The sequence below is a fragment of the Actinosynnema sp. ALI-1.44 genome (assembly GCF_001984155.1).
In the GTDB taxonomy this organism is placed as follows: domain Bacteria; phylum Actinomycetota; class Actinomycetes; order Mycobacteriales; family Pseudonocardiaceae; genus Kibdelosporangium.
In genome coordinates this window covers 92,975-116,292 of the sequence record NZ_MTQO01000045.1, presented here as the reverse complement: position 1 = coordinate 116,292, position 23,318 = coordinate 92,975, and the positions used below count along the sequence as shown (strand labels likewise).

Sequence of the window (23,318 nt, the reverse complement as noted above, 5' to 3'; positions counted from 1 at the left end):
GCGTGACCAAGGCCGCTGACCTGGGATTTCAGATCGGGTAGGCGTGGGTCTCGGTCGCCTTGACCGTGACCCACACCTGCTGGCCCGATGTCAGCCTCAGCTCGGCGACGGCCGCGGTGGTCACGTCGGCGAGCAGATCGGGTGTGCCTGTCAGCCGGACGCGGACTGTGTCGGCGTGCTGTTCGATCCCGGCCACTTCGGCCAGCCACGTGTTGCGTGGACTGCCCTCGGGACGCGTTTTGTGCAGGCTCACCGCGGTCGGCGGGAACGTGACGAACACCGGGCCGTCGATGCGATGCGCTGTGGTGAGGACACCGCCGTCGTCGAGTTTTATGCTCACGCCGTCGGCCGTACCGCGATAGAGATTCAGTCCGACCAGCGCGGCGATGTAGTCGGTACGCGGCCGCTTGGCGATCTCCGCGGGCGAACCCGCCTGCACCACCGATCCGTTTTCCACGACGAGCAGCCGGTCCGCGAGAACCATCGCATCCAGTGGGTCGTGTGTGACGAGGACGGTCGCACCCTCATACGCGTCGAGGTGTTTGCGTAGCTGTGCCCGGATTTGGATGCGGGTTGCCGCGTCCAACGCGGCCAGCGGCTCGTCGAGCAGCAGCAGGTCCGGCTGAATTGCCAGGGCTCGGGCGAGCGCGACCCGTTGGGCCTGACCGCCGGACAGTTGACGGGGCCGGTGGCGTGCCTGCGCGGCCAGGCCGACTCGGTCCAACCACTCGGCAGCCGCCGCGTTCGCTTCCCGCTTGCGCATTCCACGCGCCCGCAGTCCGAAGGCGACGTTGTCCACAGCGGACATGTGGCCGAACAGCAGGTAGTCCTGGAACACGACACCGACCGACCGCTGTTCCGGCGGAACGAACACGCCTTTCTCTGGGGCGTCGACGAGCCGACCGCCCAGCTCGATCATCCCGCTGGACAACGGGCGCAGGCCCGCCAACGCGCGCAGCGCCGTGCTCTTGCCGGCGCCGTTGGGGCCGAGCAGCGCCAGTGTGGTCCCGGGCTCCACTTCGACGTCCGCGGTCAGCACGAACGATCCGATGTGGACGTTTAAGGTCGCCTGCAAAGTCATGCGCGTGTTCCGATCCACCGGTCGCGCAGACTGACCAGGATCACAATGGACACGGCCAGCAGCACGAGACTCAGCACCGTGGCGCTGTCCGGGTCCTGCTCCAGCGCCAGGTAGACCGCGAGCGGCATGGTCTGGGTCGTACCCGGGTAGTTGCCGGCGAACGTGATCGTCGCCCCGAACTCGCCCAGCGCACGCGCCCAGCAGAGCACAGATCCGGCCGCGATACCCGGCGCGACGGTCGGCAAGGTGACCCGGCGAAACGCCGTCCACCGGGATGCGCCCAAGGTCGCGGCGGCCTCCTCGAACCGTGGATCTGCCCCGCGCAACGCGCCCTCCACCGCGATGACGAGGAACGGCATGGCCACGAACGCCTCGGCGACAACCACACCGGCAGTCGTGAACGGCAGCGAAATCCCGAACCACGCGTCCAGGTACTGACCGAGCACGCCACGCCGCCCGAAAACCAGCAGCAGCGCCACACCGCCGACAACGGGCGGTAGCACCAACGGCACGGTGACGAAGGCTCGCGCGACGCGCCTACCCGGCAGTTCCGTCCGCGCGAGCATCCACGCCAACGGCACACCCAGCACGAGACAGATCGCCGTCGCGGACGTCGCGCAGATCAACGACAACCGCAGCGCCTCACCGACCTCGGCGGTGGCCAGCTGGTCGACCAAGGTGGACCATGGCGCCCTGATGACCAACCCGACCATCGGGAGCACCAGGAACGCCAGGCCGATGAACGCGGGGATGAGCAGGACAACCGGAACCCGGGCACGAACCGCTCTCATGCTGTCAGTGTGACCGTTACGGAGTATCGAAGCCTGCCTTGGTCAACACCTGGCGGCCCTTGTCGGACAGGATGAAGTCCATGAATGCCTTGCCGCCCGAGGCGTTCCGCGCCTTGGGCAGCGTCACGATGGGGTAGTCGTTGACCGCCTGCGCGGCCTCGGGGAAGTCGACGCCGTCGACGTCCTTGGCTGCTGCGGACACGTCCGTCTCGTACACCAGTGCCGCGTCCACCTCGCCGAGCTTCACCTTGGTCAGCGTCGCTTTGACGTCCTGCTCCAGCGTGACCGGCTTCGGTGTGAGCTTCGCGACCTCGAACGCCTTCTTGGCCGCGGCGCCGCACGGCACCTGCTCCGCGCACAGCGCCAGCTTGATCTCCGGCTTCAGTACGTCGGCCAGTGAGGCCATCTTGTGCGGGTTGCCCTTGCCGACCGCGATCTGCAGCTTGTTCTTCACGAACGTGACCGTGCCGGTCTCGGCGACCTGCTTCATGTTGGCGGGGCTCGCCGAGGCGAACACGTCAGCGGGCGCACCCTGGTTGATCTGTTGCGCCAGCGCCGAGCTGCCGCCGAAGTTGAACTTCACCTTGGCGCCGGGGTTGGCGGCTTCGAAATCCTTGCCGAGCTGCGTGAACGTCTCCGTCAGCGAGGCCGCCGCGAACACCGTGACCTCGCCGGTGACCGGCTGGCCCGCACCCGACGGCGCGGCCGGTGGCTGTTCTGAGCTGCCACACCCGGCCAGCAGGATCGGGGCCACGAGCAGGGCCGCCAGCTTCTTCACAAGCATCCTCCGTATCTGCGGAACCATCTGCAATATACGGCAGCGTTTGCGGAGAACTTATAACTGGTTGCCGACTTTGTTAGCCTTGGAACCATCATGGAGAACTGACATCGCCACCTCGTCCGCGCCCGAGGCCCAGCGCCCGGCGGACGTCCCCAACCGAGCCATTCCGGTGGTGTGCGATGTCATCAACCCCCTACTTGGTCGCGCGTGATCTGGACAAGGTCTACGGCGATCGTCGCGTTCTCGACAGCGTCTCGCTGACCGTTTCCCCAGGACAACGCCTGGGTTTGGTCGGCGAGAACGGCGTCGGCAAGTCCACGCTGCTGCGGTTGCTGGCAGGTGCCGAGGAGCCGGACGCGGGCGAGATCCACCGGCCGCCGGACTGCGGCTTCCTTACACAGGAACTGCCGTACGGCCTGGACATGACCGTCGCTGAGGTCGTAGACAGGGCGCTGGCCGAAATCCGTGACGCCGAACAACGGCTGATGGAGCTCAGCACCAGGCTGACCGACCCGGCGGCACTGGCCGAATACGGCGACGTCCTCGAATGGGCCCAAGCACATGACATCTGGGACGCCGACCGACGCGCCACGCTCGTCATGGACGGACTCGGGTTGTCCGGCGTCCGGCACGACCGGGTCATCGGTTCGTTGTCGGGCGGGCAACGTTCCCGGCTGGGGCTCGCGGCCCTGTTGATCAGCCAGCCGCGGGCGTTGCTGCTGGACGAACCGACCAACCACCTCGACGACGAGGCGATGGCGTTCCTGGAGAGCCAGCTGACGCGACTGCCGGGCGTGGTCGTGGTGGCGTCGCACGACCGCGTGTTCCTGGACGCCGTGTGCACGACGATCGTGGACCTCGACCCGGCTCGTGGCGGGGTCACGCTGTACGGCGGCGCGTACACGGACTACTTGGATTCCAAGCGCGCCGAGCGCGCACGTTGGGAGCAGCAGTACGAGTCCGAACAGGACGAGCTGAAGCGCCTCAAGCTGTCCGTTGACGTCACGGCCCGCAACGTCGCGTACAACCGTCCACCACGTGACAACGACAAAATGGGTTACGACTTCTTCGGCGGCCGGGTGCAGAAGCAGATTTCGCGGCGTGTGCGCAACGCGCAACACCGGCTGGACGAGCTGACTCGTACCCAGGTGCGCAAGCCTCCGGCGCCGCTGAGGTTCGCAGCGAAACTCACTGCGACGCCGCCCGACGACAAGCTGGCTCTCTCGGTGCGCCACGTCAAGGTCGGCGGTCGGCTGGACATCGGTCAGCTCGATGTCGTGACAGGGGACAGGCTGATGGTCCGAGGCTCGAATGGCGCGGGCAAATCGACGTTGCTTCACGTTCTGGCCGGTCGGTTGCGTCCCGACGACGGGGAGGTCCGCCGTGCTCGTGGCGTCCGGGTCGGCCTGCTCGAACAGGACGTGGACTTCCCGGATCCCGATAAGACACCGCGGCAGCTGTACACGGGCTCGGCGCCGCTGGCCGAACTCGGCCTGGTCGCGCCGAGGGACCTGGACCGCCCAGTAGGCCACCTGTCCGTCGGTCAGCGACGCAGACTGGCACTGGCCGTCCTGATCGGCCAACCGCCGGACGTGCTGCTGCTGGACGAGCCGACGAACCACCTGTCGCTGAGCCTTGTCGAGGAACTGGAAGACGCGTTGCGCTCCGCGCCCGGCGCCGTCGTGATCGCGTCGCACGACCGGTGGCTACGGCGGACCTGGGAAGGAGCGGAACTGGTCCTTCAGGGTGGCCACGTGGCGTGAGCGGCAACCGAAGGGGTGGATGCGCGTCTTTCTAACACGATCACGGGTAACGGGAGAAACACGACGGACCTCGAAGTGATGCCTGTTCAACTACCCATAGGTGCGGCTCGGCTACGTTCGGCAGCAACTTACGTAGCAGTTGGACTGGATGTGCGTAATTACCACGAAGCGCTGCCGCCTGCTTTCCGCCACTATTGTCCGGGGCAAGGGGACCTCCTGGGGAGAGGGTCGAGGAAGCAATGACGGGGACCGCTCACTACAAACGACTCGTGCTGGAGCTGTGCCGGGCGTTCAACGACGGGAAGATATCCAGGATCGACGATTACCTGACGCCGGACTTCGCGGATCTCGGGGTGTCCGCAGGTCCGGATTGGTTCAAGAGTTCCATCCAGACGCTACGGCGATCGTTCAAGGACGCCCGCTGGGACGTCCTCGGCCTGGTCGCCGAAGGCACGACGACGGTCGTCCGGCTGAGGTTCACCGGGGTGCATGTGGGCGACTACCTCGGCGTCGCGCCGACGCGCTGCGCGGTCAGTGTGGAGCAGGTGCACATCTACGAAGGCCGTGACGGACGGCTCGCCACGCACTACTGCGTGCGGGACGACCTGGAGTTGCTCGACCAACTGGGCGTACGCCCGGACACCACGATGGTGGGGGAGACCAAGCCGATGCGTAAGAAGAAGGTTGCCGTCGCCGCGTTGTCGTAGCAACTCGACGCCTGGACTAGGAGGCCTGGCCTGCCCGGATGACGGTCGCGGCGAGCGCGGCCCGTGACTCCACCTCGAGCTTGCCTCGGATGTTGGAGATGTGGGTCTCGACGGTTCGCCGGCTCAGGCGCAGCCGCTGCATGATTTCCCGGTTGGTCAGGCCATCGGCGACAAGCGCCGCGACTTCCGTCTCTCGCGCCGTCAGCTGCGGAAGGGCGGCGCGCTGGGTGGACCTACGCGGCGCGACCGCGTTATAGCCCAGCGCCCTCAGCTGCTGGTAAACGCCGTCTCGGCGTCCGGGCATGTCGCAGAGCTCGTACTGCTTGGCCACCTCGGCCAGTTCGTTGATAGCCGCGTCGGTGTCGCCCGACGCGGCCAGGGCCAACCCCAGCAGTTCGCGGCTTTCCATCTCCTGCACCACGTGGTCAGTCACGTGAAACGCCGACATCGCCCGGGTCGCGCACTCGATCGCATCGCGCGTCTGCCCAACGGACATGTGCACCGTCGCATGGCAGTAGGCGATGTGGCCTGCCCGGTTGGCCAGCAGATCGCCACCAGAGCTTTCCGCCACGGCCTGTTCCATCATGACGGTCCATCGTCTCGCGTCGGCCGGACGTCCCCGGGACACCTCGGCGGCCACGAGACTGCGCGCGAAAACCGGGCGGTGCAGGGGATCCAGCAACGGCAACTCGGGCCCACCGGACAGGCGCACCAGATCGGCCACCGCCGCGTCCGCCTCGCCGTTGATCAGCCGCGCGCCGCCGAGCGCGCACCCCGCGACCGCCGACCACCAGTCCAAAGTGCCAACACACGCCCGCACGGCCCGTTTGCCCGCCCGCAATGCGAGACCGCGGTTGCGGCGACTTGTCTCGACCATCGCCTGGATCGTGTACGAAGAAGCCCGCAGTTTGTCGCTCGCGGACAACTCCGCGACCTCCACGGCCTCGGCGGCACTCGCACTCGCGTCGACCAGGTCACCCAACAGCAACTGGGCCATGGCCTTCCCGGTGAGCAAGTACACGAGCTGGTGGCTCTGCCCGGTCCGCACGGACAGCGCCAGACCGCGATCGAGATGCCGCAGCGCGACACGCGGCCGTGCCAGATACAACTCCGCCCAGCTGAGTGTCGCAGGTCCGTTCAGATTGGCCGCCAGATCGTCGTCGGACAGCTGGTCGATGAGCATGGCGCTTTCGCGCTGCCACTCCAGTGCCGCGGTCGCGTCGGCGGCACCGTACGCGGCCAGGGCCTGGACCGCGCACGCTTCCGCCTCCATGGCCCGGTCGCCCAGTTCACGAGCGGTGGCCAGGGCGTCGTCGATCCACCGGATGTCGATCTGGAAGTCGCAGCTGATCAACCCGACCGAGCCCAGTTCCAGCTCGAGAAGGACTTTCTCCCTCCGGTGCGTCATGGGCAGGCGCCGCAGTTCAGCCAACAGCAGGCCACGGGCCTCCTGATGATGGCCGAGCAGCTGCTCGACGCGCGCGCACGCCACTACTGCCGCGGCTCGGCGTGCGGGTTCGTCGGGCGGCAGTTGGTGCAGGACGGTTTGCAGGACTTGGCGACTCTCATGCAACGAGCCGCTCAGCACCAGCGCGTGACCAAGTTCAGCCAGCAGGCCCAGACGTTGGTCGGCAACAGTCTCGGGCAGCAGGTCGATCGCCGCGCGCAGCCACTGCGCTGCCGTGGCAGGGCCGTGCACGAAAGTCTCGCGTGCTGCGCTCGTGAGAAGGGCGATCGCGTCCTGGTCACCCACGCGCGCCACCCGCATCACATGCGGAGCCTGCTGGACCACAGGCGCGTCCACCAACGCCCGTGCGGCGCGCGAATGGGCGCCATGCAGCCAACCACGGCTCGCGGACCCATACGCGGCACGTCGCACCAACGGATGCCGGTAGCGCCACTTCCCGCCGTCCGTACGGACCAGATCTCGGACGACGAGCTCGTCCAGTGCGCCCTTCGCTGCGCGTTCCGGCAGTTCCGCCACACGAGCGACCGTGGCCAGTTCGAACGGGTCGTCCAGAACTGCCGCCGCGTGCGCGATCAGACGTTCCGGCTCGGCGAGCATGGCCAGCTCGGCGTGCAGCACCGCATCGAAGGAAGCGACGGTGCCCGCTTTGGACAGCGCGTCCAGATACAGCGGATTGCCCCCGCTGAGGTCGTGCAGCTGGCTGAGACGATGCTGCGATACATCCGGGCCGACCAACTCGGCGACCTGGTCTCGGGACAGCGGGGCCAGCTCGACGAACTCACTGTTGCCGGTCGCGAGAGACGCCGACAAGTGGGGCGGCTGCTGGAGCGGCCGGTACGCCAGCACGATCATCATGGGCACACGCGGCGGCCTGCGGACGAGCCGGCTCAACAACTCCGATGTTGCTTCGTCTGCCCAATGCACGTCGTCGAGCGTCAGCACCAGGCCAGCTGGCGCGGCCAGCCATTCCAGCAGCTCGCTCAACGCGCCGTGTACCCGGTAGCGACCTCCACCTGCCGGTCGGTGAGCGGGCGCGAGGTCCTCGATCGACGGCAGCACGTCGGCCAGCAATGCCAGGGTCTGGTCGTCCAACGCGGGGCGGCTGCCCACGAGGACGTCGTCGACAGCGTCGACCAGTACGGAGAATGGCGCCGTCCCGGACAGTTCCCCAGCTTGCCCGGCCAGCACCCGATGGCCGTTCGCGGCGGCCACCGCGCGGAATTCGGCCAGCAACCGGGTTTTCCCAATTCCGGGCTCGCCGACGACCTCGGCGATACACAACCCGGGACGTGCCAGCAGCGCCGTCAGCACGGCGAGTTCCTCGGCCCGCCCCACGAAGTGCGCCATGGACCCCATATCCCTATCCACCTCGGGTGTGTTGCGCTGCGAGCGCGGCACGTGAAGTAACTCCCAGTTTGGCGTAGATCCTCGTCAGATGGGTTCCGACGGTCCGCTCGCTGATCACAAGCGCTTCGGCGATCTGCCGGTTGGAGCTGCCACCCGCGACGAGTTCGGCGATTTCGCGCTCCCGCGCGGTCAGGGTGTCCGAACCGGCGGCCCGGCGGCCCAACAGCCGCAGCTCCCGCGTCGCTTGTGCCGCGAGGATCGGCGCGCTCGCGTTCGTCAGCAGCTCGGCGGCTTTTTCGAGTTCGCTGATCGCCTCCGCCGACTGGCCGAGACCAGCGGCCGCGCGGCCCCAGACCAAGTGCGCGCGTCCCGCGTCGAATCGAGCGCCGCCTTGATCGAACGCCTCCACGGCCATGGCCGCACGTGCCCTGGCGACCCCGAACGCACCCACGGCGAACTCGACCTGTGCCGTTGCGAGATGGGCCAGACCGAGTCGTGTTGGCAGGTCAGAGTGGGTGGTCTGGGTGGCGCGCCATGCCCATTCCCTGGCGCGGTCGATGTGTCCGGAGGACAGATCAGCCCACGCGAGGTCCGCGTAGTGCAGTGGTCGAGTGAGTCCTTCGACCCTGGTCAGTTCTGGTCCGCCCAATATGTCCATCAACGTGGTCATTTGGTCTGAGTGGCTGGCTGTGAGTGCCACCATCAGCCGTGCCGCGATCGACGGCCAGATGCTGTCGTCGCCGACTGTGTCCGCGGCCTGGCGCGCGGCCTCTGCGGCGGCGGGTACATCTCCCACGATGAGGCTGATCCGGCTGGCCATCACCAACGCGTGGCCGCGGATCGACCAGTTGCCCTGGTGCTGCGCGAGCGTCCCGCCTTCCTGCGCGTACCGGGTCGCCTCCCCAAGACGGCCGAGCCAGCGCAGCAGGATCGCGCGCCGGACCAGCAGCTGCGGCAGCACGTGATTGCGGCCGTACGCCTTGGCCAGTGCGATTCCTCGATCGGTGTGCCGCAGTGCGTCGTCGAACCGATCTAGGAGCCGTTCGACGTGGCTCAGCCACACGGCCAGCTCGATCCATTCGGCGATCTCGCCGTCAGGTACCCCGTCGAACACAGCCTTCGCCGCTTCACAGCTCTCGGTGGCGGTGACCAGATCCCCGGTTAGATAACTGGCCCACGACAGCAATGCGTGCGCGGCAGCTTCCAGGACCCGGTCCGCTGACCTGTGCGCGAACCCGAGAACCTCGTAGACCAGGTCGAGGTCCCTGCCGAAATCATTGCGCACGACGCTGTTGAGGACGACTTCGAGTTTCAGTCGGGCTGAGCTGATCGTGTGCGTCCCCGCGGGCATTTCGGCGATCATCACAGTGCGTGCGGAGTCGTAGTCGCCGATCAGCCGTTCGACCATCCCGCAAAGGGCCGCGGCGGTCATCCGTGTCTCTGTGTCGTCGTCAGGCAACTCGGCCAGTGCGGATCGGAGCACATCGCGGCTTTCGGCCAGGCGCCCGGTGACGGCCAGGGCCCGCCCCGTCATGGTCAGCAGCCGTTGGCGCAACTGCGGTTGACCTGCCGGGAGGAGTTCGAGCGCCACCTGCAGCCACTGCGCGGCGGCGGCCGGGGTCTTTCCCATCGCCACGCTCGCGGCGCGGACGAGCGTGCTGATCGCGTCCAGATCACCGGCGCGAGCCGCGAGCGCGGTGTGGTGCGCCCGTACGGTCACTGGCGCGTCGCGCTTTGCCAGTTCGGCCGCGGCACGGCCGTGAGCGATCGTGCCCCAGTCTTCGTCGGCGTCCAGGTAGGCGACTTGGCGCACCAAGGGATGACGGAACCGAAGCCTGCGTTCGTCGTCAACCCGGATCAAGTCACGGGCCAGGAGGTCATCGAGTGCCTCAAGGGTGCTGCGGATGTCGAGCCCGGCGATCGCCGCGACCAGTCCTGGCTCGAATGGATCGCCCGCCACCGCTGCCGATCTCGCGACCAGCCGGACGACGGCGGGCAACCCCGTGAGCTCATCGGTCAGGGCCGCGGCGGCGGTACTGTCCGACGGTTCGGTCAGCAGCCGTAGATAGAAGGGGTTGCCGCCGCACCCGCGATGCAGTTCTTCGCAGCGCGCCTGTGACACGTCGGGGCCGAGAAGGTCGGCGAACTGGTCGATCGACAGCGCATCGAGCTCGATCCGTTCGACTTCGCCGCCCCGTTCAGCCTGGTTGATCGCGGCGGAGACCTGCGGGGACAACTGCGCGGGCCGGTAGGCCAGCACGAGGATCAGTGGCCCGTCAGGCGGATGGCGCAGTAGGTGCGCCAGCAGCTCGGCAGTGCTGTCGTCGACCCAGTGTAGGTCGTCGAGCATTAGGACGAGGCCACTGGGTTTGGCCAACGATTCCAGCAGCGCCCGCATGGCGCGGAAGATCCGGTACCGCTCAACCTTCGCTCGCTGCGGCCCGAGCTGCGGGAACAACGGCGCGAGCGTACTTCTTTGCGCGGTCCCGAGACCGGCTGTGCTCACATGTTCGGAAAGGGCCGCGGTGAGCACACTGAACGGGACCTGCTGGTTGAGCTCGGTCGATGTGGCACCCAGCACCAGCATGCCGTGATCACGCGCACGCGTGCGCAACTCGTCGAGCAGGTGGCTCTTGCCGATGCCAGGCTCGCCGGCCACTTCGATGACCCACGGTTTGGTGCCTAGCCGGTCGATGGCGGCCTCGAACCGGGCCACCTCGTCAGCCCGGCCGATCAAGGTCATGAAGCGAAGTATCACAGGCCCCGATCAAGGGTGACAGTGTTCGTCGCCGGTCACAGCCTTCTGGCGGACGGGTGGAGCATGAATCATGCCGTTTGCGCGCCAAATCACTGGGAGATGACGTCGGTCGCCTCTGTGGCCAACTCCGCGGCGGCTACCCGTGGAGCGGTTGAGCGTTCCCCCGCTCGATCCAGGACCCGCTTGACCAGGCAGCGCATGCTTCGCCCATGAATTGGTCGCGAGTTCGCCACCACGTCCGGATGAGAAGGACACCGCCTTCAGCTAGCTGTGCTTCGGCCGCCGCTGTCACCGGCATGTTCGCGGCCTCCACGATCAGATCGGCGCCGACCTTGCTCGCGTCATCGATCGCGTAGGAAACGGCCGCCAGGACGAGTACGGAGGCCTCCACGTCGAGCCACGCGGACAGTAGCAGGCGCTCGTCGACAGGACGCAGCTGATCACGGTCGATAGTGCCGAAACGGTCCCGGGTCAACAGAAGACGCTCGACATCCGGGCCGTCCGGATTGGCCACGACCCCTGGCCGCGCCGGCGATTCCGACGACCGGAATCCCTGCCCGCGCCAGGAATCTCGCCGTCGCGCCACCCTGCCCGCATGCGGCCTTGCATGACCGGAAATTGGCCGTCGGAGAAGCAGCAGAAGTGGACTTCTTTGGTTGATCAGAATCCGGTAGTTTGTAAGTCCAATGCTCTGTGCACGGTGACGCAGCGCAATATGGCGAGTGGGGCGGCATGATCGTTCTGGCACACGTGAGCGACATCCACATCGACGGCGAACCGCGAAGCGTCGAGCGAGCCACTCGGGTGTTCGACTACCTCAACGGACTTCCTGGTCCTATCGACGCGATCCTGGTAACCGGTGACCTCGCCGACCACGGATTGGCCGAGGAGTATGAGAAGGTCGCAAAGCTGTTCTCCAACTCGCCGACATTGCTGCACTGCCCGGGCAACCACGACTCACGTGGGCCGTATCGCGAGGTCCTGCTAGGTGAGGCCGCCGACGAAGCGCCGATCAACCAAGTCCATCGAGTGAGCGGGGCCGTGTTCGCCATGTGTGACTCGAGCATTCCGGGTCGTCCGGACGGGTACCTCGCTGACGAAACCCTCACCTGGCTGGAGTCGGTTATCGCAGGTGCCGGGGATGCTCCGGTGTTCGTGTGCTTCCACCACCCACCGGTGGCGCTGCACGCGCTGTTCGTCGACAGCATCCGGCAAACCGGCGAGGAGCGGCTGGCCGCACTGGTGACGCGATACCCCAATGTGGTTGGGGTCCTTTGCGGGCACGCGCACACCGGCGCGGCGACCACGTTCGCGGGAGTGCCGCTCCTTGTCGCGCCAGGCGTCGTGTCGACGATAATGATGCCATGGGAGACCGACGAAATCGCCGATCTCCACATGCCGCCATCGATCGCTTTCCACGTCCTGGACGATGACCGGCGGCTGACAACGCACTATCGCGTCGTCTCACCAAGGCTTTAGCGGAAGGACAGCCTCCACACTGCCCCCGTCTGGTCCTGGACGGGCCTCACAGCGCCCACCGACTTCGGCAGCACGCTCGGACATCGACGCCATGCCCACACCCGGGGACCACCCATCGAGGCCGGGACTGCCGTCATCGCGGACCTGGATGTGCAACTCGTCGCCAACGGTAATCTGCACGCAGACTTGGGTGGCGCCCGAGTGTTTCGCCGCGTTGTTCAGGGCCTCCGCGCTGATCCTGTACGCCGCCACTTCGATCGCGGCCGGGAGTTCAGGCATGTCCGACGGTGCGTCCACGCTGACAGTCAACGGATGCCCGCCTTCCTGATAGGACAGACGCTCGGCCTCGCGGTGCAGGGCGCCGATAAGGCCGAGTTCGTCCAACGCCGGCGGGCGAAGGCCCTCGACGAGGCGTCGGATCTCGACGATCGCATCGCCGATGTCACCACGCAGGCGCACCAGGAGGTCGACCGCCGTGTCAGGGTCCGATCGCGCCAGGTTCCTGGCCGCATCGGTCGCGTAGGCGACTCCACTCAACGTCGGGCCTAGGCCGTCGTGCAGGTCACGGCGTAGACGCCGTCGTTCTTCCTCGCGGGCCGCGACGATGCGTTCCCGCGACAGTTGGAGCTCCTCGGACAGCATCGTCGCCCGCAACGCCACACCCAGAGGAATCGCCAACACCGCGAGGACGTGCATGTCCTGACTGCCGAGACGGTTCTGACCGGGACGCACTCCGATCACCAGCTCGCCGCTCGCGGCGCCGGACGCTGCCAGGGGCACGACCTCAAGGACACCGGCGGCTGAACCGGACGCGGCCACTTCTCTGCCTTGCAGCCGGAACGCGACATACGGCAGTTGCAACGCGTCGCGGACCGCGGTGAGCAAATCGTCCAGCGAGTCCATCTCGGTGTCGAGCCGCGCACTAAGGTGGCTCAGCGCTCGTACAGGATCACGGCGATGGCCATAGAGCGCACGGTCGATGATCGGTTGGAGCCTGATCCTGGCCTGGTTGAACAGCAGTGCTACGCCGACAGCGACCAGTGTGGCGATGCCCAAATGAGCCTCGATGTCCAGCGTCCGGCCAAGCAGAACAACCAGACCGGCGTAGATCGCGATCACGCCGACCGCCAACAGCAAGTACAGCAAACTGCGGGAGACCAACAACCGGACGTCCAGCAGGCGGTATCGCAGTATGGCGATCGTCATACCCGCCGGAACCAGCGAGAGTGTCACCAGCAGCAGACCAGGACCCAGCCGCAGGATCCACGGCAAGAACGCCAAGGCGTTGCCGGTCACCGCCAACACCAACCACAGCAGTTGGCGTCGCACCACCTCGTCGCCACGCATATAACGCAGGACAACCGGGACAATCACCGCAGCTGCCAATCCGGTCCACACAATCCTCGCTGCGGGCAAGCCGAGCAGGACAAACGGCGTGGCCGCGGCAAGTGCCCACCCCAGCACTGCCCACCAAGGGCCGGGTAGTCGCCCGGTGGGGAACAGCAGGAGCGCCAGTGGCAGGGCCAAGGCCGCGGACAGGATCCACGCTTGCTGCCCGGCGGCGTAGCACAACGGCAGCGAGACGGCCGTGACCGCGTTGGCCACACCGGCTGCCAGGAACAACCACCCGATCGGGTTCTTCGGCCGTTGTGCGGCCAGGAGCGCGCCGCTTATCGAGAAGGCGATGCTCATAGCCGTGCTGCCGACGACTGGTTGCCAGCTCACTCCGTCTGCGACGGCCAGGACAACCGCCACGGTCGTCGCCACAGCGGCGACCGCGAGCGTTCCCCAAGCCAGGCTGGCCGTCATACGGTGAGCAGAGTGCGGCACCACGTAATGGTCCTTCGTACGGGCTGATTTGTCCTGGGATCGAGGTCCCGATCTCGTCCGGACAGTTTCCCGCCCTTTCCCGGGCCCACGCCCTGCCGTTTGGGTGTCATGACGCTCCAGAGTTGTCGGTGCCGGCGAAACCGAACCGGCACCGAGGGCACGGAGGGACCAAGCACTATGCGTACTCGAGTCGGTGTGATCGCAGCGGTCACGCTGTCTGTGCTCGCCATGGCGAGCTGCGAGAAGTCCGCTGTGTCCAGCAGCCCCCAACCACAGTCCGGTGGGACGGCCACACAACAGGAAGCCCCCAAGCCGGACAACCCTTCCAAGGCCGACCCGAAATCACTGATCGCCTCGGCCGCCAAGACTACGCGAGGCGAGCTCAGCTGCAAGTTCGAGTCGAAGATGGAGATCAAGGACGACGGTGGTCCCGGTGCGGTCGGCTGGACCAGCACGGGGGAGATCGACTTCAAGAACAACCGGTCCAAAGTCGACTCTGTGATGGACATGGGTGGCAAGAAGACCACCATGACCATCCTTAACGATGGCAACACCATTTACACGAAGACCTCTATCGAGGGTGCACCGGCGACGAAGTGGTCGAAGACCGACCTGAAGCAACTGCAGTCTTCACTGGGCGAACTGGGCTCGGTGGGTGGGCAGAGCGCCGGAAGCGACCCCATGATGTTCATCGACAAGATCAAGGAGATCGCGGACGTCACACCGGACGGTTCGGAGACCATCCGAGGCGTCCAGACAACCCGGTACAAAGTCACCGTCGACCCGGCCAAGCTCCCTGCGGACCAGAAGGACAGCACGGAGATCCCGGCGGACGCGTCCGGCGCGATCAAGCTGTTCGTCGATGGCAAAGGCAGACTCGCGCGTTTCCAGATAGCGATGTCCGGAGATGACGCGGGCGGATCGATGAACTGGGACTTCTTCGAGTATGGCACGCCGGTCAAGATCGACGCTCCAGCGGCGGAGCAGATCGAGGGAAACTGACACCAGACCGCCGATCGCCGTCCCCCCAGCCGGTGATCGGTCAGGGAATCACCCCGTCCGCGTTCGTGGGCGGGGTGATTTCTCTGCCCTGAAAAGGGAATCATCGTACCGATGGACCATCGGTACGAACTCGACGGCCGAGCAACCACAAACTGTCAGACCCCCGGTCTACGGTTGACGACATGAACGAAACCACGATCATCGAGTCCATCTGTGAGGACATGAAGCGGGAAGCCTACTGGCAGGCCAAGGGGCTCCGTGATCTCGCCAAGTTCGCCGAACACCACCCGCCGGGACGGCCAGGCGTCAAACTCGCGGATGGTGCCTCCGAAGAGATCGCAGCCTCGTCGAACATGTCGATAAGGGTTGCCACCAACCGAATACTCGAAGCCGAGCACATAGTCCGGCGACTACCTGAAACGCTCAACGCGCTGCAGGAAGGCGTCATCGACATGGCCCGCACGCGGGCGACGTATCAGATCACCAAGGAACTGTCCGATGAGGACGCACTGGCGGTCGAGAAAGCCGTGCTCGCTCAAGGCCCGCATGCCAGCTACCAGGAGTATCGTCGCGCACTGCGGCGTCAGGCGATGAAAGTCGACCCGGAAGCGGCTGAGCGGAAACGAAAACAGAAACTGGAACAGCGGGACGTTGTCACCCGGAAGTCTGAGGACGGCTCGGCGAAACTGGTCGCGACGATGCTCGCCGGCGAGGCCGAGTCGGCATACAACGTCCTGAACCACCTTGCCCACCAGGCGAAGACCCCTGACGACACCAGAACTCTTGCCCAGCGCCGGGGTGACGCGCTGGTCGATCTCGTGTTGGGCAATGACCAGCAGCGGGTGCGGGCGATCATCAACGTCACCGTTCCGCTGAGCACATTGATCGGCTTGAACGAGACGCCCGGCGAACTGTCCGAATACGGGCCGATTACCGCCGAACAGTGCCGTGAACTCGCTCGCGACGGCGCACTCCGCCGACTCGTCACCGATGACTTCGGGCACCTGTTGGAAGTGGGAGCAAACCTGTACGCGTCAGAGGGGCTCGCCAACAGGATCAGGATGCGTGACCGCACGTGTCGGCAGCCGGGATGTCGAGTTCCAGGCCGCAGGTGCCGGTTGCACAAGTCGAAACGAACGACCCGCGGCAGGCGGAAGCAACACCGCGATTACCTGTTGCTGTGCAAACGGCACCAGTTGATGTACCAGCGTACGAAGGGCTGGATAGTCGCTCAGCCGGAGCCTGAGCGGTTGATCTTCGTGACACCGACCGAGCAGGTACGAGAAGTGGTGGCGGAACGATATGAGGAACCGGCCGCCTAACGTCCCAAACCTGCTTCCCGTGCTCGCACGATCGCGGCCGCCCGGTCCACAACTCGCAGCTTGGCGAAGATCGCTGAGATGTGGTTGCTCACGGTCTTGGGCGCCAGGTGCAGCTGGCGTGCGATCACCGCGTTGCCCAGGCCCGCCGCCACAAGGTCGAGGACCTCGCGCTCTCGGGCAGTCAGGTCTGGGAAGGGTTCGGCTGTTCGCGGAGTCGCGAGCAAGTCCAGCACCCTGTGCGCGACGTTCTGGCCGAAGATCGCCTCGCCTGCTGCCACACCACGCACAGCGCGGACGATGTCCTCTTGGCCCGCGCCTTTGAGGATGTACCCCCTCGCGCCCGCGCGCATCGCCGATACCACCGACTCGTCGTCGTGGAACATGGTGAGGACCAGTACCGCCACTTCAGGGGCGGCCTGCAGGACTTCGCGGGTGGCTGCGATGCCGTTCAGGTCAGGCATCTGGAGGTCGACAAGCAGAACGTCCGGCCGGTGTTTCACCGTCTCGTCAACGGCTTCACGGCCATTGGTCGCCTCCGCGACCACCGCTATCCCTGCAACGGAGGACAGCAATGCGCGTAGCCCACTGCGCACGACCGGGTGGTCGTCCGCGAGCACCACCGTCAGCTCTTTCTCCGGCGGCAGCGATGTCATGACGCCTCTGTCGCTGTCGGCGGGACCCCGCTCAGCTCCGAGTGTGTAGCGGATTGACACAGCCTCCATTCGTCAAGTGTCCCGAACGCGAACACCCAGATAACAGGGAGCGTGCACCTATATAGACCGGGAAACTTTCCCGGCTGGGAATCCGCACGTCTGCGTTCGTGGCTTGCGGTCGCCGACATCGCTGCTACTCCTCCCCGGTCGATGTTTCGCCTCGTGCGGATACGGCGGCAGCGTCTTTACTGCCGGTGATCACCGTAATCGCCAGCGGCGCAGACAGGTCTACGCTGCGGAGTTCGCTGAGGCCCGCTTCGGTGAGCCAGCGCCGGTACGTGCCTGGCTGGTGGACTGAGCCTGCACGTGTCCGCAGGTATAGCGACAGTTCCTGCATCGCCGAACCGGGCGCGTCAGCGAGGATGTCGATGATGGCAAGGACGCCTCCAGTGGTCAGGGTTGAAGCCAGCCGTTTGATCAAAGCGGCTCCGTCTGCGCGATCGACCATGCTGCACACATGAGCGACAATGATCAAGTTGTAGGGGCCCGATTCGAGTGGGGTGGTGAACGGGTCACCGGAGACGAAGTCATATTGGTCCAGTATTCCGGCGCGTGACACTGCGCGCCGAATCGTGGGCAGGGCCTCCGGAAGGTCAAGCGCGGTGACGTGGCTCCATGGATGCCGTTGGCAGTACGGAATTGTCCATGGCTCATCGCAGGCGGAAATGTCCAGGACACGTTTCGCATCCGCCGGTAGCGCCGCGATGACCTGGTGCACGGCACTGGCCCACGGACCTCCCAGGATCATCGTCGGGCGTGGATAGAGAGTGCTGGCTGGCGGCGATGCGTTCAGGTCGTGTACCGGGGCGCCCGTTCGTACAGCGTCGGGGAGGTGATCCCACAGCGGAATCAATGGGTGCAGTCCAGCGAGCCCTGTCAACACCGGTTGGTAGCGGCCATCTTGAAGTTCTTCGACGAAGCCGCCCTCGGCGAGCGCAGCGAGAACCACACGCACCCCGCGTTCGGTGGCGCCGCAGGTACGGGCTAGTTCGGCTGGGCTCGCTGGTTCGCGGTCGATGCGATCAAGAAGGCCCAGCCGGACTGCGGTGGAGAAGGCAGCGACCTTTCCTGCCGCGACGGTGAGGTTGAGATACGGCGTGCTCACGAGTTGGCCACCCTGGCTTCATGTGCACAGTCGACTGTGACCACTGGGTTGGTACGCAGGCTGGTCGGTGGTGTGAGCGTGAGAGCGATCGGCATCGCCAAGTGTATGGCGTTCTGGTGGCAGAATGCCGGCGAATCCAGCGCGGTCTTCGGTGCCTGATCGCTTGGTGCGCCGATCAGTCCCCACGTCTTCCTCATGGCCGAATCGTGGCCATTTCTTCCGGAATGCGCCATCCGTGCCAGTACGTAATCTCAACCGGCGTAGCGCGCCATGTGGCCGTGTTTGGTTTGGTTACCAGGCCGGAGGTACATGGTTGCCTGCACGTCCGAGCGAACTCCCAGTTGTCCGAGCAGGGCCAAATCGTCCCGGATGTAGTGGTGCGTCGCCAGGCGGCCGTCCCTGCCTTCGTAGAAGTGGATTTGCTCCACGTCGACCTGGCGTCGTGTCGGCGCCACCCCGACGATCTCGCCGACGTGCACTCCGGTCAGCCGGACCCGCAGCACCACAGTCGACCCTTCGGCGACCAACCCGAGTACCTCTGACCTGGGCTCGGCCAAGGCCGCGCGCAGTTGCCGGACCGCCGTTTTGTACCCCTCCGGGCCTGGTGGCATGTCTCGCTCAGCGAAGTCCGGCGTGAGCAGGTCGTCGACGGACGACAGATCGCCGGTGTTGAAGGCGTGGTTGAGCGCGAGGACTAGGTTCTTGTACCGCGAGTTGGGCGCAGACCGATCGCTCATGATGTGAATCCTGCTCCGCGTCGGCCATTCGGGGTATCCGTGGCACTACGGAATCTGCTACGTAGAGACGGCTCTGGTGGTCGACTGTGCCGCGTCCGCCCGCCACATCAAGCCGTCACGTCATCCAGGCTGGTGAAGATCCGTTTTCCCTCGGCGCGCGCCTGTTCGACCATCTCGTCCGCGCCTGCCGACGGTCCGCCTATCCGTAGGACGGCGTCGCAGCGCGAGAGCAGTTGTCGCGCGATGGGGTGAAAGATCTCGTCGAACGTCGCGTCGCCGACCTCGGTGGAACCAGCCAGTTGGATCAGTGGCAGCGCCAGCGCCTCACCGGTGACCGCGAGGTGTCCTGCGCGGAACAGGCTCAAGGCTGCCTTGTTCATGGCGTCGACGTTGGCCGCGAGTTTGGCCGGGTCGTCGCCGGTTCCCGACCGGTAGGGTCCAGCGACCAGAATCATCAGGGACATTGCCGCTCCTTCAGGCCAGCACGACGTCCACACCGGCGTCGCGGATATCGGTAAGGGTCTCCATGGCGCCGCCCGGTCCGGGGTCGTCGGTTACGAACGTGTCGACGTCGCCAAGGCCGGCCACTCGGGCGAAGGCACGCACGCCGAGCTTGGTCGAGTCGGCGACTACGATCGTCTTCGAGGCACGGCAGCGGGCGTGTTGTTTCACGGTCGCGTCCTCCATCGAGAACTCCGACCAGCCGAGATCGCGGTGCACCGCGCCGATCGACATCACGAACGTGTCGAACCACAGTTCTTCCAGCATCCGGAGAGTCAGGTGGCCGACGAGGCTGCGTTCGCCCGGCCGTGACTCGCCACCGACAACCAACAAGCGGATACCTGGCTTGTCTGCCAGCCGTTGCGCGGCCTGCAGGCTGAGCGCGGCGACCGTCAGCGGAGCACGAACGGCCAGGCTCTTGGCGAGCGCCGCCGTGGTTGTTCCCGCGTCCAACAGGATGGTCTGGCCGGGTTCGATCAGGCCCACCGCGGCAGCGCCAATCCGGTGTTTTGTCGCGGCTTGCCAAGGCTCGCGCGCAGCGAATCCGGCTTCCTCCGCGGGTGCGGCGAGTGAGACCGCGCCGCCGCGGACCCGCTGGACCAAACCCTGTGCTTGGAGTTCGTCCAGGTCACGCCGCACGGTCATCAGTGACACGCCGAGTCGGTCGGCCAATTCGTTCAGCGAGATCCGTTCCGCGCCGCGCACCAGGCGGAGTGTCAGGTCGAGTCGGTCGACGACAGCCATGACTCGTTTCTACCATGAGCGTGGTAGAAGTGGTAGATCGGTGTTGGGCATGCGAGATGTGCGGTTGGCCTGGTCGAGTGCGAATTCCGGGATCGCGACGTTGCCTGATGTTGTCGTCGTTGTCGGGGTCGCGGTGACTTCCTCACCACTAAGATGAGCCGGTGAGAGTGGCGCAGAGGGATGACCAGCCGTCCGCGCACGGTCTGCCGGCCGGACGGGCCCGCCGCCCATGACCAGCCCCGCGGAACGAGAACTCAATCGCCTCGGCCTGTTCTACGCCGTGGTTATCCGTGCTGTGGTGGTCGCGCTCAGCAGCCTCGTTTCGTGGGTCACCACCGACCAGCGTGACGTGCTGCTCTCCACCCTGGTCGTTCTGATGTTCAACGCCTGGAACGTGTGCTTCGCCGTTCGCATGCTGCGTCGGCGGCGAAAGTGGCTGCTGGTGGTCGACCTCCTGGTCGTCAGCGGTGTGTGCCTTGCGCAGGTGTGGACGATCGCGCCGGAGATGCAGGCCGACCGCGTGAACTGGGTGCTGGTCGCCACGTCGATCATCGTGGTCGCCTATCAGTTCCACTCGTCACCGTTTCTCGGCGCGGTCGCCACCGCCGTGATCCTGGCCGCCTACCTCACCGGTGGTGTCCTGGCCGACCTGCAGGACTGGGCTTTCGTCATCCCGATCGGGTCGTGGATGGCCGTTGAGGCGCTCCTTGGACGTGGCTTGTACCTCCTGGTGCGCCGGGGTGGACGGGCCGCTGACCGGGAGTTCGAACGTGGTGAGCAAGTCCGGCGTGAGGCAGCGGTCTCGGCAGCCCGCCGTGCGGACGAGCGGGAGTACCTGGCTGCACTGCATGACACCGCCTCCGCCACGCTGCTCATGGTCGGTGCGGGCGTGGCGAACCGGACGGAGACGTGGCTCGCTGAGCAAGCCGCCCGCGATCTCGAGGTCATCCAGGGGCACACCGATCCCGTCGACGGTGATGTCGACCTGGTCCCGATGCTGCGCCACGTCGTCGACCACGTCCCGCTGCGCATCGAGTGGCAGGTGTGGAATTCGGTGACGTTGCCCGCCGTGGTGGCCATCGCGCTGTGCCGTGGCGCGCGTGAGGCGTTGACGAACGTTGTTCGGCACGCGGGTGTGGACGCCGCTGAGGTCTCTGTGCGTGGCGACGAAGGCGTGGCGACGGTTCGCATCCGTGACCGAGGGAAGGGATTCGACCCGGCCCGCACCACGAGCCGCGGGTACGGGCTGGCAAGTTCCCTGGTCGAGCGTATGGCTCGCCTGGGCGGCCAGGCCATCGTCACTAGTGCGCCAGGCGTGGGGACCGACGTCGTGTTGGAGTGGCCCGATGCGCGCGCCTGAGCACAGCGACCCCGACCGGGATGACCAGCCGGACGTGCGGGGGCACGCCGAGGACGTCGCCACCAGGTACATGCGGGGCATGCGGTGGAGTTCCGCCGCGATCAGTCTGGTCATCCTGTACGGCCTCGAACTGCCGAAGCTCCTGGCCAACTGGGACACCTACCGGCCGGTCGAGGTCCAGCTCGCGGCTTTGGTGGTCCTGACAGTCGTCTCGGCTGCGTGCGCGTTCGACCGGGTGGTGCGGGTCTTCCGGTGGCCGTTGATCGTCGTAGTGCTCGCCACGTCGATCGCCGCGACGCTGACCGTTGCCCCTGTCGACCGGCTGGGCACTGCGCACTGGTCCGACGAGATCGTCGGATGGCCGCTGGTTCTCCTCGTGATGGGCAAGCCCGTCGCCATGTTCGCCGGACTGCTGGTGGCGCATTACGTCCCGGCGTTCGTGCTCGCGATCTTCAACGGCCCGGTCGACGTCACGTTCGCCGGAGCGGTGAACACCACTGTGGTCACGTCTGCTTTCCAGATCGCGGTCATCCTGCTCGCGAACGCGCTACGCCGGGTCGCGGTATCCGTGGCCAGGATGTCGCGTGAGGAGGAACGCGCGCGGACCGCTGATGCCGTCGCGTCCCAGTTGCACGCCGACCGCAAGGACCGGTACGCCGCGCTCGCTGAAACGACGGCGCCGGTGCTCGCCGGGTTGGCGTCCGGGACGCTCGACCCGGGGGACGGGACCGTGCGCCGGACTTGCGCGATCGAGGCCGCACGGATGCGCAGGCTCTTCGGCGAGACCACCGCAAGCCCGGATCCCTTGGTGGACGAATTGATGGCCTGTGTCGGCCTGGCCGAGCGAAATGGGGTCTCGGTACGGTTCTCCGAGCGGGGCGAGCGGCCGCCGGTGCCTGTCGTGATGCGCCGGTTGCTCACCGAGCCCGCAGTCGCGGTACTGGCCACGGCCCGTGGCAACGTCCGGCTCACTGTCGTCGGTGCCGGCGAGGAGGTCACTGTCAGCGTGGTGGCGGACTCCTTGCCTTACGACGTCCCGGTCGTGGACAACGACGAGATCACCACCTCCACCGTGACCACCGGGGACCGGATGTGGGTGCAGGCGACCTGGAGGGGCCGCGGATGACGAGCATCGTGGTGGTGGACGACCATCCCGCTGTGATCGCTGGGGTCAAGGCGTGGTGCCAGGCCGCCGACCCGCCGATCGACGTGCTGGACTCGGGTCCGGGCGTGTCCGTCGCGTGGCTGGATCCCGGCGATCGGGCCGACGTGGTGGTCCTCGATCTGCAACTCGACATCACCGGTCCGGCGTACGGCGATCTCAAACGGCTGGTCGACGCGGGGCGCCAGGTTGTCGTCTACACCATGCGGGAGGACAGGGAGACCGCCCTGACCTGCCTGGACATCGGGGCGTTCACCTATCTGACCAAGGCCGAGGGGGAGGACCATCTCGTTGCCGCGATCCACGCCGCCGCCAGCAACACCCCGTACACCCCGCCAGCCCTGTCTGGCGCGTTGGGCACGGACACCCGTGCCAACCGGCCGAACCTCACACAGCGCCAGATCGACGTCCTGCTCGAGTGGTTCCACTGCGAGTCCAAGGAGATGGTGGCGCAGAAACTGAACCTCACGGTCAGCACCGTCAACGGCTACCTGGACCGGGTCCGCGTGAAGTACGCCAACGTGGGACGCGAGGCGCCGACCAAGGCGGCGCTGGTTGCCCGCGCCATCCAGGACGGGATCGTCCGGGTCGACGAACTGTAGTCGCCTGGCTCATCCAGCTGGCCATGAGGGGCGATTGACTCTCAGCGCGGCGTCACCTCGGTGTT

20 protein-coding genes are annotated in these 23,318 nt (G+C 66.3%); 8 read left to right on the top strand and 12 right to left on the bottom strand.

What is annotated here, in order from left to right; translation table 11 throughout:
• Nucleotides 1-28: 28 nt before the first annotated feature.
• The 3 genes from ALI144C_RS21115 to modA are packed head-to-tail and all read right to left on the bottom strand — an operon-like array spanning nucleotide 29 to nucleotide 2,656.
• Nucleotides 29-1,081: an ABC transporter ATP-binding protein gene (locus ALI144C_RS21115; RefSeq protein WP_076988852.1), complete on the bottom strand. Its 1,053-nt coding sequence runs from the start codon at nucleotides 1,079-1,081 to the stop codon at nucleotides 29-31.
• Complete coding sequence (locus ALI144C_RS21110; RefSeq protein WP_076988851.1) at nucleotides 1,078-1,872, bottom strand: ABC transporter permease; 795 nt, start codon at nucleotides 1,870-1,872, stop codon at nucleotides 1,078-1,080. Before ALI144C_RS21110 ends, ALI144C_RS21115 begins: the two co-directional genes overlap by 4 nt.
• A gap of 16 nt (nucleotides 1,873-1,888) precedes the next feature.
• Nucleotides 1,889-2,656, bottom strand: a complete 768-nt coding sequence (gene modA / locus ALI144C_RS21105; RefSeq protein WP_076988850.1) for a molybdate ABC transporter substrate-binding protein — start codon at nucleotides 2,654-2,656, stop codon at nucleotides 1,889-1,891.
• Nucleotides 2,657-2,832: 176 nt separating this feature from the next.
• On the opposite strand from modA, the gene ALI144C_RS21100 reads away from it, so the two are divergent.
• Complete coding sequence (locus ALI144C_RS21100; RefSeq protein WP_076988849.1) at nucleotides 2,833-4,416, top strand: ABC-F family ATP-binding cassette domain-containing protein; 1,584 nt, start codon at nucleotides 2,833-2,835, stop codon at nucleotides 4,414-4,416.
• A 239-nt stretch (nucleotides 4,417-4,655) separates the two neighbouring features.
• A complete protein-coding gene (locus ALI144C_RS21095) occupies nucleotides 4,656-5,123 on the top strand; it encodes an ester cyclase (RefSeq protein ID WP_076988848.1) in 468 nt (155 codons plus the stop codon).
• 16 nt (nucleotides 5,124-5,139) lie between these two features.
• On the opposite strand, the gene ALI144C_RS21090 is transcribed toward ALI144C_RS21095, so the two are convergent.
• The 3 genes from ALI144C_RS21090 to ALI144C_RS57600 all read right to left on the bottom strand — a co-directional run bounded on the left by ALI144C_RS21090 (nucleotide 5,140) and on the right by ALI144C_RS57600 (nucleotide 11,210).
• On the bottom strand, nucleotides 5,140-7,938 hold the full coding sequence (locus ALI144C_RS21090; protein ID WP_168211309.1) for a helix-turn-helix transcriptional regulator: 2,799 nt from the start codon (nucleotides 7,936-7,938) through the stop codon (nucleotides 5,140-5,142).
• Between the two features lie 13 nt (nucleotides 7,939-7,951).
• Nucleotides 7,952-10,681, bottom strand: coding sequence for a helix-turn-helix transcriptional regulator (locus tag ALI144C_RS21085; RefSeq protein ID WP_143230770.1), 2,730 nt, complete (start codon nucleotides 10,679-10,681; stop codon nucleotides 7,952-7,954).
• A 151-nt stretch (nucleotides 10,682-10,832) separates the two neighbouring features.
• Entirely contained in the window at nucleotides 10,833-11,210 is a 378-nt protein-coding gene (locus ALI144C_RS57600) for a hypothetical protein (protein ID WP_076988845.1), read from the bottom strand.
• A 218-nt stretch (nucleotides 11,211-11,428) separates the two neighbouring features.
• On the opposite strand from ALI144C_RS57600, the gene ALI144C_RS21075 reads away from it, so the two are divergent.
• Nucleotides 11,429-12,175 (top strand): metallophosphoesterase, encoded by a 747-nt coding sequence (locus ALI144C_RS21075; protein ID WP_076989134.1) that lies wholly within the window; start codon nucleotides 11,429-11,431, stop codon nucleotides 12,173-12,175.
• On the opposite strand, the gene ALI144C_RS21070 is transcribed toward ALI144C_RS21075, so the two are convergent.
• Nucleotides 12,161-13,984 carry an ATP-binding protein gene (locus ALI144C_RS21070; protein WP_076988844.1) on the bottom strand — a complete coding sequence of 608 codons (1,824 nt, stop codon included), beginning with the start codon at nucleotides 13,982-13,984 and terminating at the stop codon, nucleotides 12,161-12,163. The genes ALI144C_RS21075 and ALI144C_RS21070 overlap by 15 nt on opposite strands.
• A 198-nt stretch (nucleotides 13,985-14,182) precedes the next feature.
• Between ALI144C_RS21070 and ALI144C_RS21065 the strand changes: the two genes are divergently transcribed.
• Nucleotides 14,183-15,007 carry a hypothetical protein gene (locus ALI144C_RS21065; RefSeq protein WP_143230769.1) on the top strand — a complete coding sequence of 275 codons (825 nt, stop codon included), beginning with the start codon at nucleotides 14,183-14,185 and terminating at the stop codon, nucleotides 15,005-15,007.
• Between the two features lie 182 nt (nucleotides 15,008-15,189).
• Entirely contained in the window at nucleotides 15,190-16,329 is a 1,140-nt protein-coding gene (locus ALI144C_RS21060) for a DUF222 domain-containing protein (protein WP_076988842.1), read from the top strand.
• Here the strand turns inward: ALI144C_RS21060 and ALI144C_RS21055 are convergent.
• The 5 genes from ALI144C_RS21055 to ALI144C_RS21030 all read right to left on the bottom strand — a co-directional run bounded on the left by ALI144C_RS21055 (nucleotide 16,326) and on the right by ALI144C_RS21030 (nucleotide 20,129).
• The gene (locus ALI144C_RS21055) at nucleotides 16,326-16,982 is read right to left on the bottom strand and encodes a response regulator (protein WP_076989133.1); all 657 of its coding nucleotides are present in this window, start codon (nucleotides 16,980-16,982) and stop codon (nucleotides 16,326-16,328) included. The two genes, ALI144C_RS21060 and ALI144C_RS21055, sit on opposite strands and share 4 nt — an antisense overlap.
• A 193-nt stretch (nucleotides 16,983-17,175) precedes the next feature.
• Complete coding sequence (locus ALI144C_RS54505; protein WP_076988841.1) at nucleotides 17,176-18,147, bottom strand: methyltransferase domain-containing protein; 972 nt, start codon at nucleotides 18,145-18,147, stop codon at nucleotides 17,176-17,178.
• A gap of 251 nt (nucleotides 18,148-18,398) precedes the next feature.
• Nucleotides 18,399-18,884: an ester cyclase gene (locus ALI144C_RS21040; protein WP_076988839.1), complete on the bottom strand. Its 486-nt coding sequence runs from the start codon at nucleotides 18,882-18,884 to the stop codon at nucleotides 18,399-18,401.
• Nucleotides 18,885-18,991: 107 nt separating this feature from the next.
• The gene (locus ALI144C_RS21035) at nucleotides 18,992-19,348 is read right to left on the bottom strand and encodes a DUF4406 domain-containing protein (RefSeq protein WP_202819014.1); all 357 of its coding nucleotides are present in this window, start codon (nucleotides 19,346-19,348) and stop codon (nucleotides 18,992-18,994) included.
• A 10-nt stretch (nucleotides 19,349-19,358) separates the two neighbouring features.
• Nucleotides 19,359-20,129: a DeoR/GlpR family DNA-binding transcription regulator gene (locus tag ALI144C_RS21030; protein ID WP_076988838.1), complete on the bottom strand. Its 771-nt coding sequence runs from the start codon at nucleotides 20,127-20,129 to the stop codon at nucleotides 19,359-19,361.
• 229 nt (nucleotides 20,130-20,358) lie between these two features.
• Here ALI144C_RS21030 and ALI144C_RS21025 point away from each other — a divergent pair, with 229 nt between their 5' ends.
• Genes ALI144C_RS21025 through ALI144C_RS21015 form a run of 3 tightly spaced genes read left to right on the top strand, consistent with a single transcriptional unit; the run spans nucleotide 20,359 to nucleotide 23,253 of the window.
• Entirely contained in the window at nucleotides 20,359-21,489 is a 1,131-nt protein-coding gene (locus ALI144C_RS21025; RefSeq protein ID WP_076988837.1) for a sensor histidine kinase, read from the top strand.
• The gene (locus ALI144C_RS21020) at nucleotides 21,476-22,615 is read left to right on the top strand and encodes a hypothetical protein (protein ID WP_076988836.1); all 1,140 of its coding nucleotides are present in this window, start codon (nucleotides 21,476-21,478) and stop codon (nucleotides 22,613-22,615) included. The genes ALI144C_RS21025 and ALI144C_RS21020 overlap by 14 nt, the downstream gene beginning before the upstream one ends.
• Entirely contained in the window at nucleotides 22,612-23,253 is a 642-nt protein-coding gene (locus tag ALI144C_RS21015) for a response regulator (RefSeq protein ID WP_076989131.1), read from the top strand. The genes ALI144C_RS21020 and ALI144C_RS21015 overlap by 4 nt, the downstream gene beginning before the upstream one ends.
• Nucleotides 23,254-23,318 lie beyond the last annotated feature (65 nt).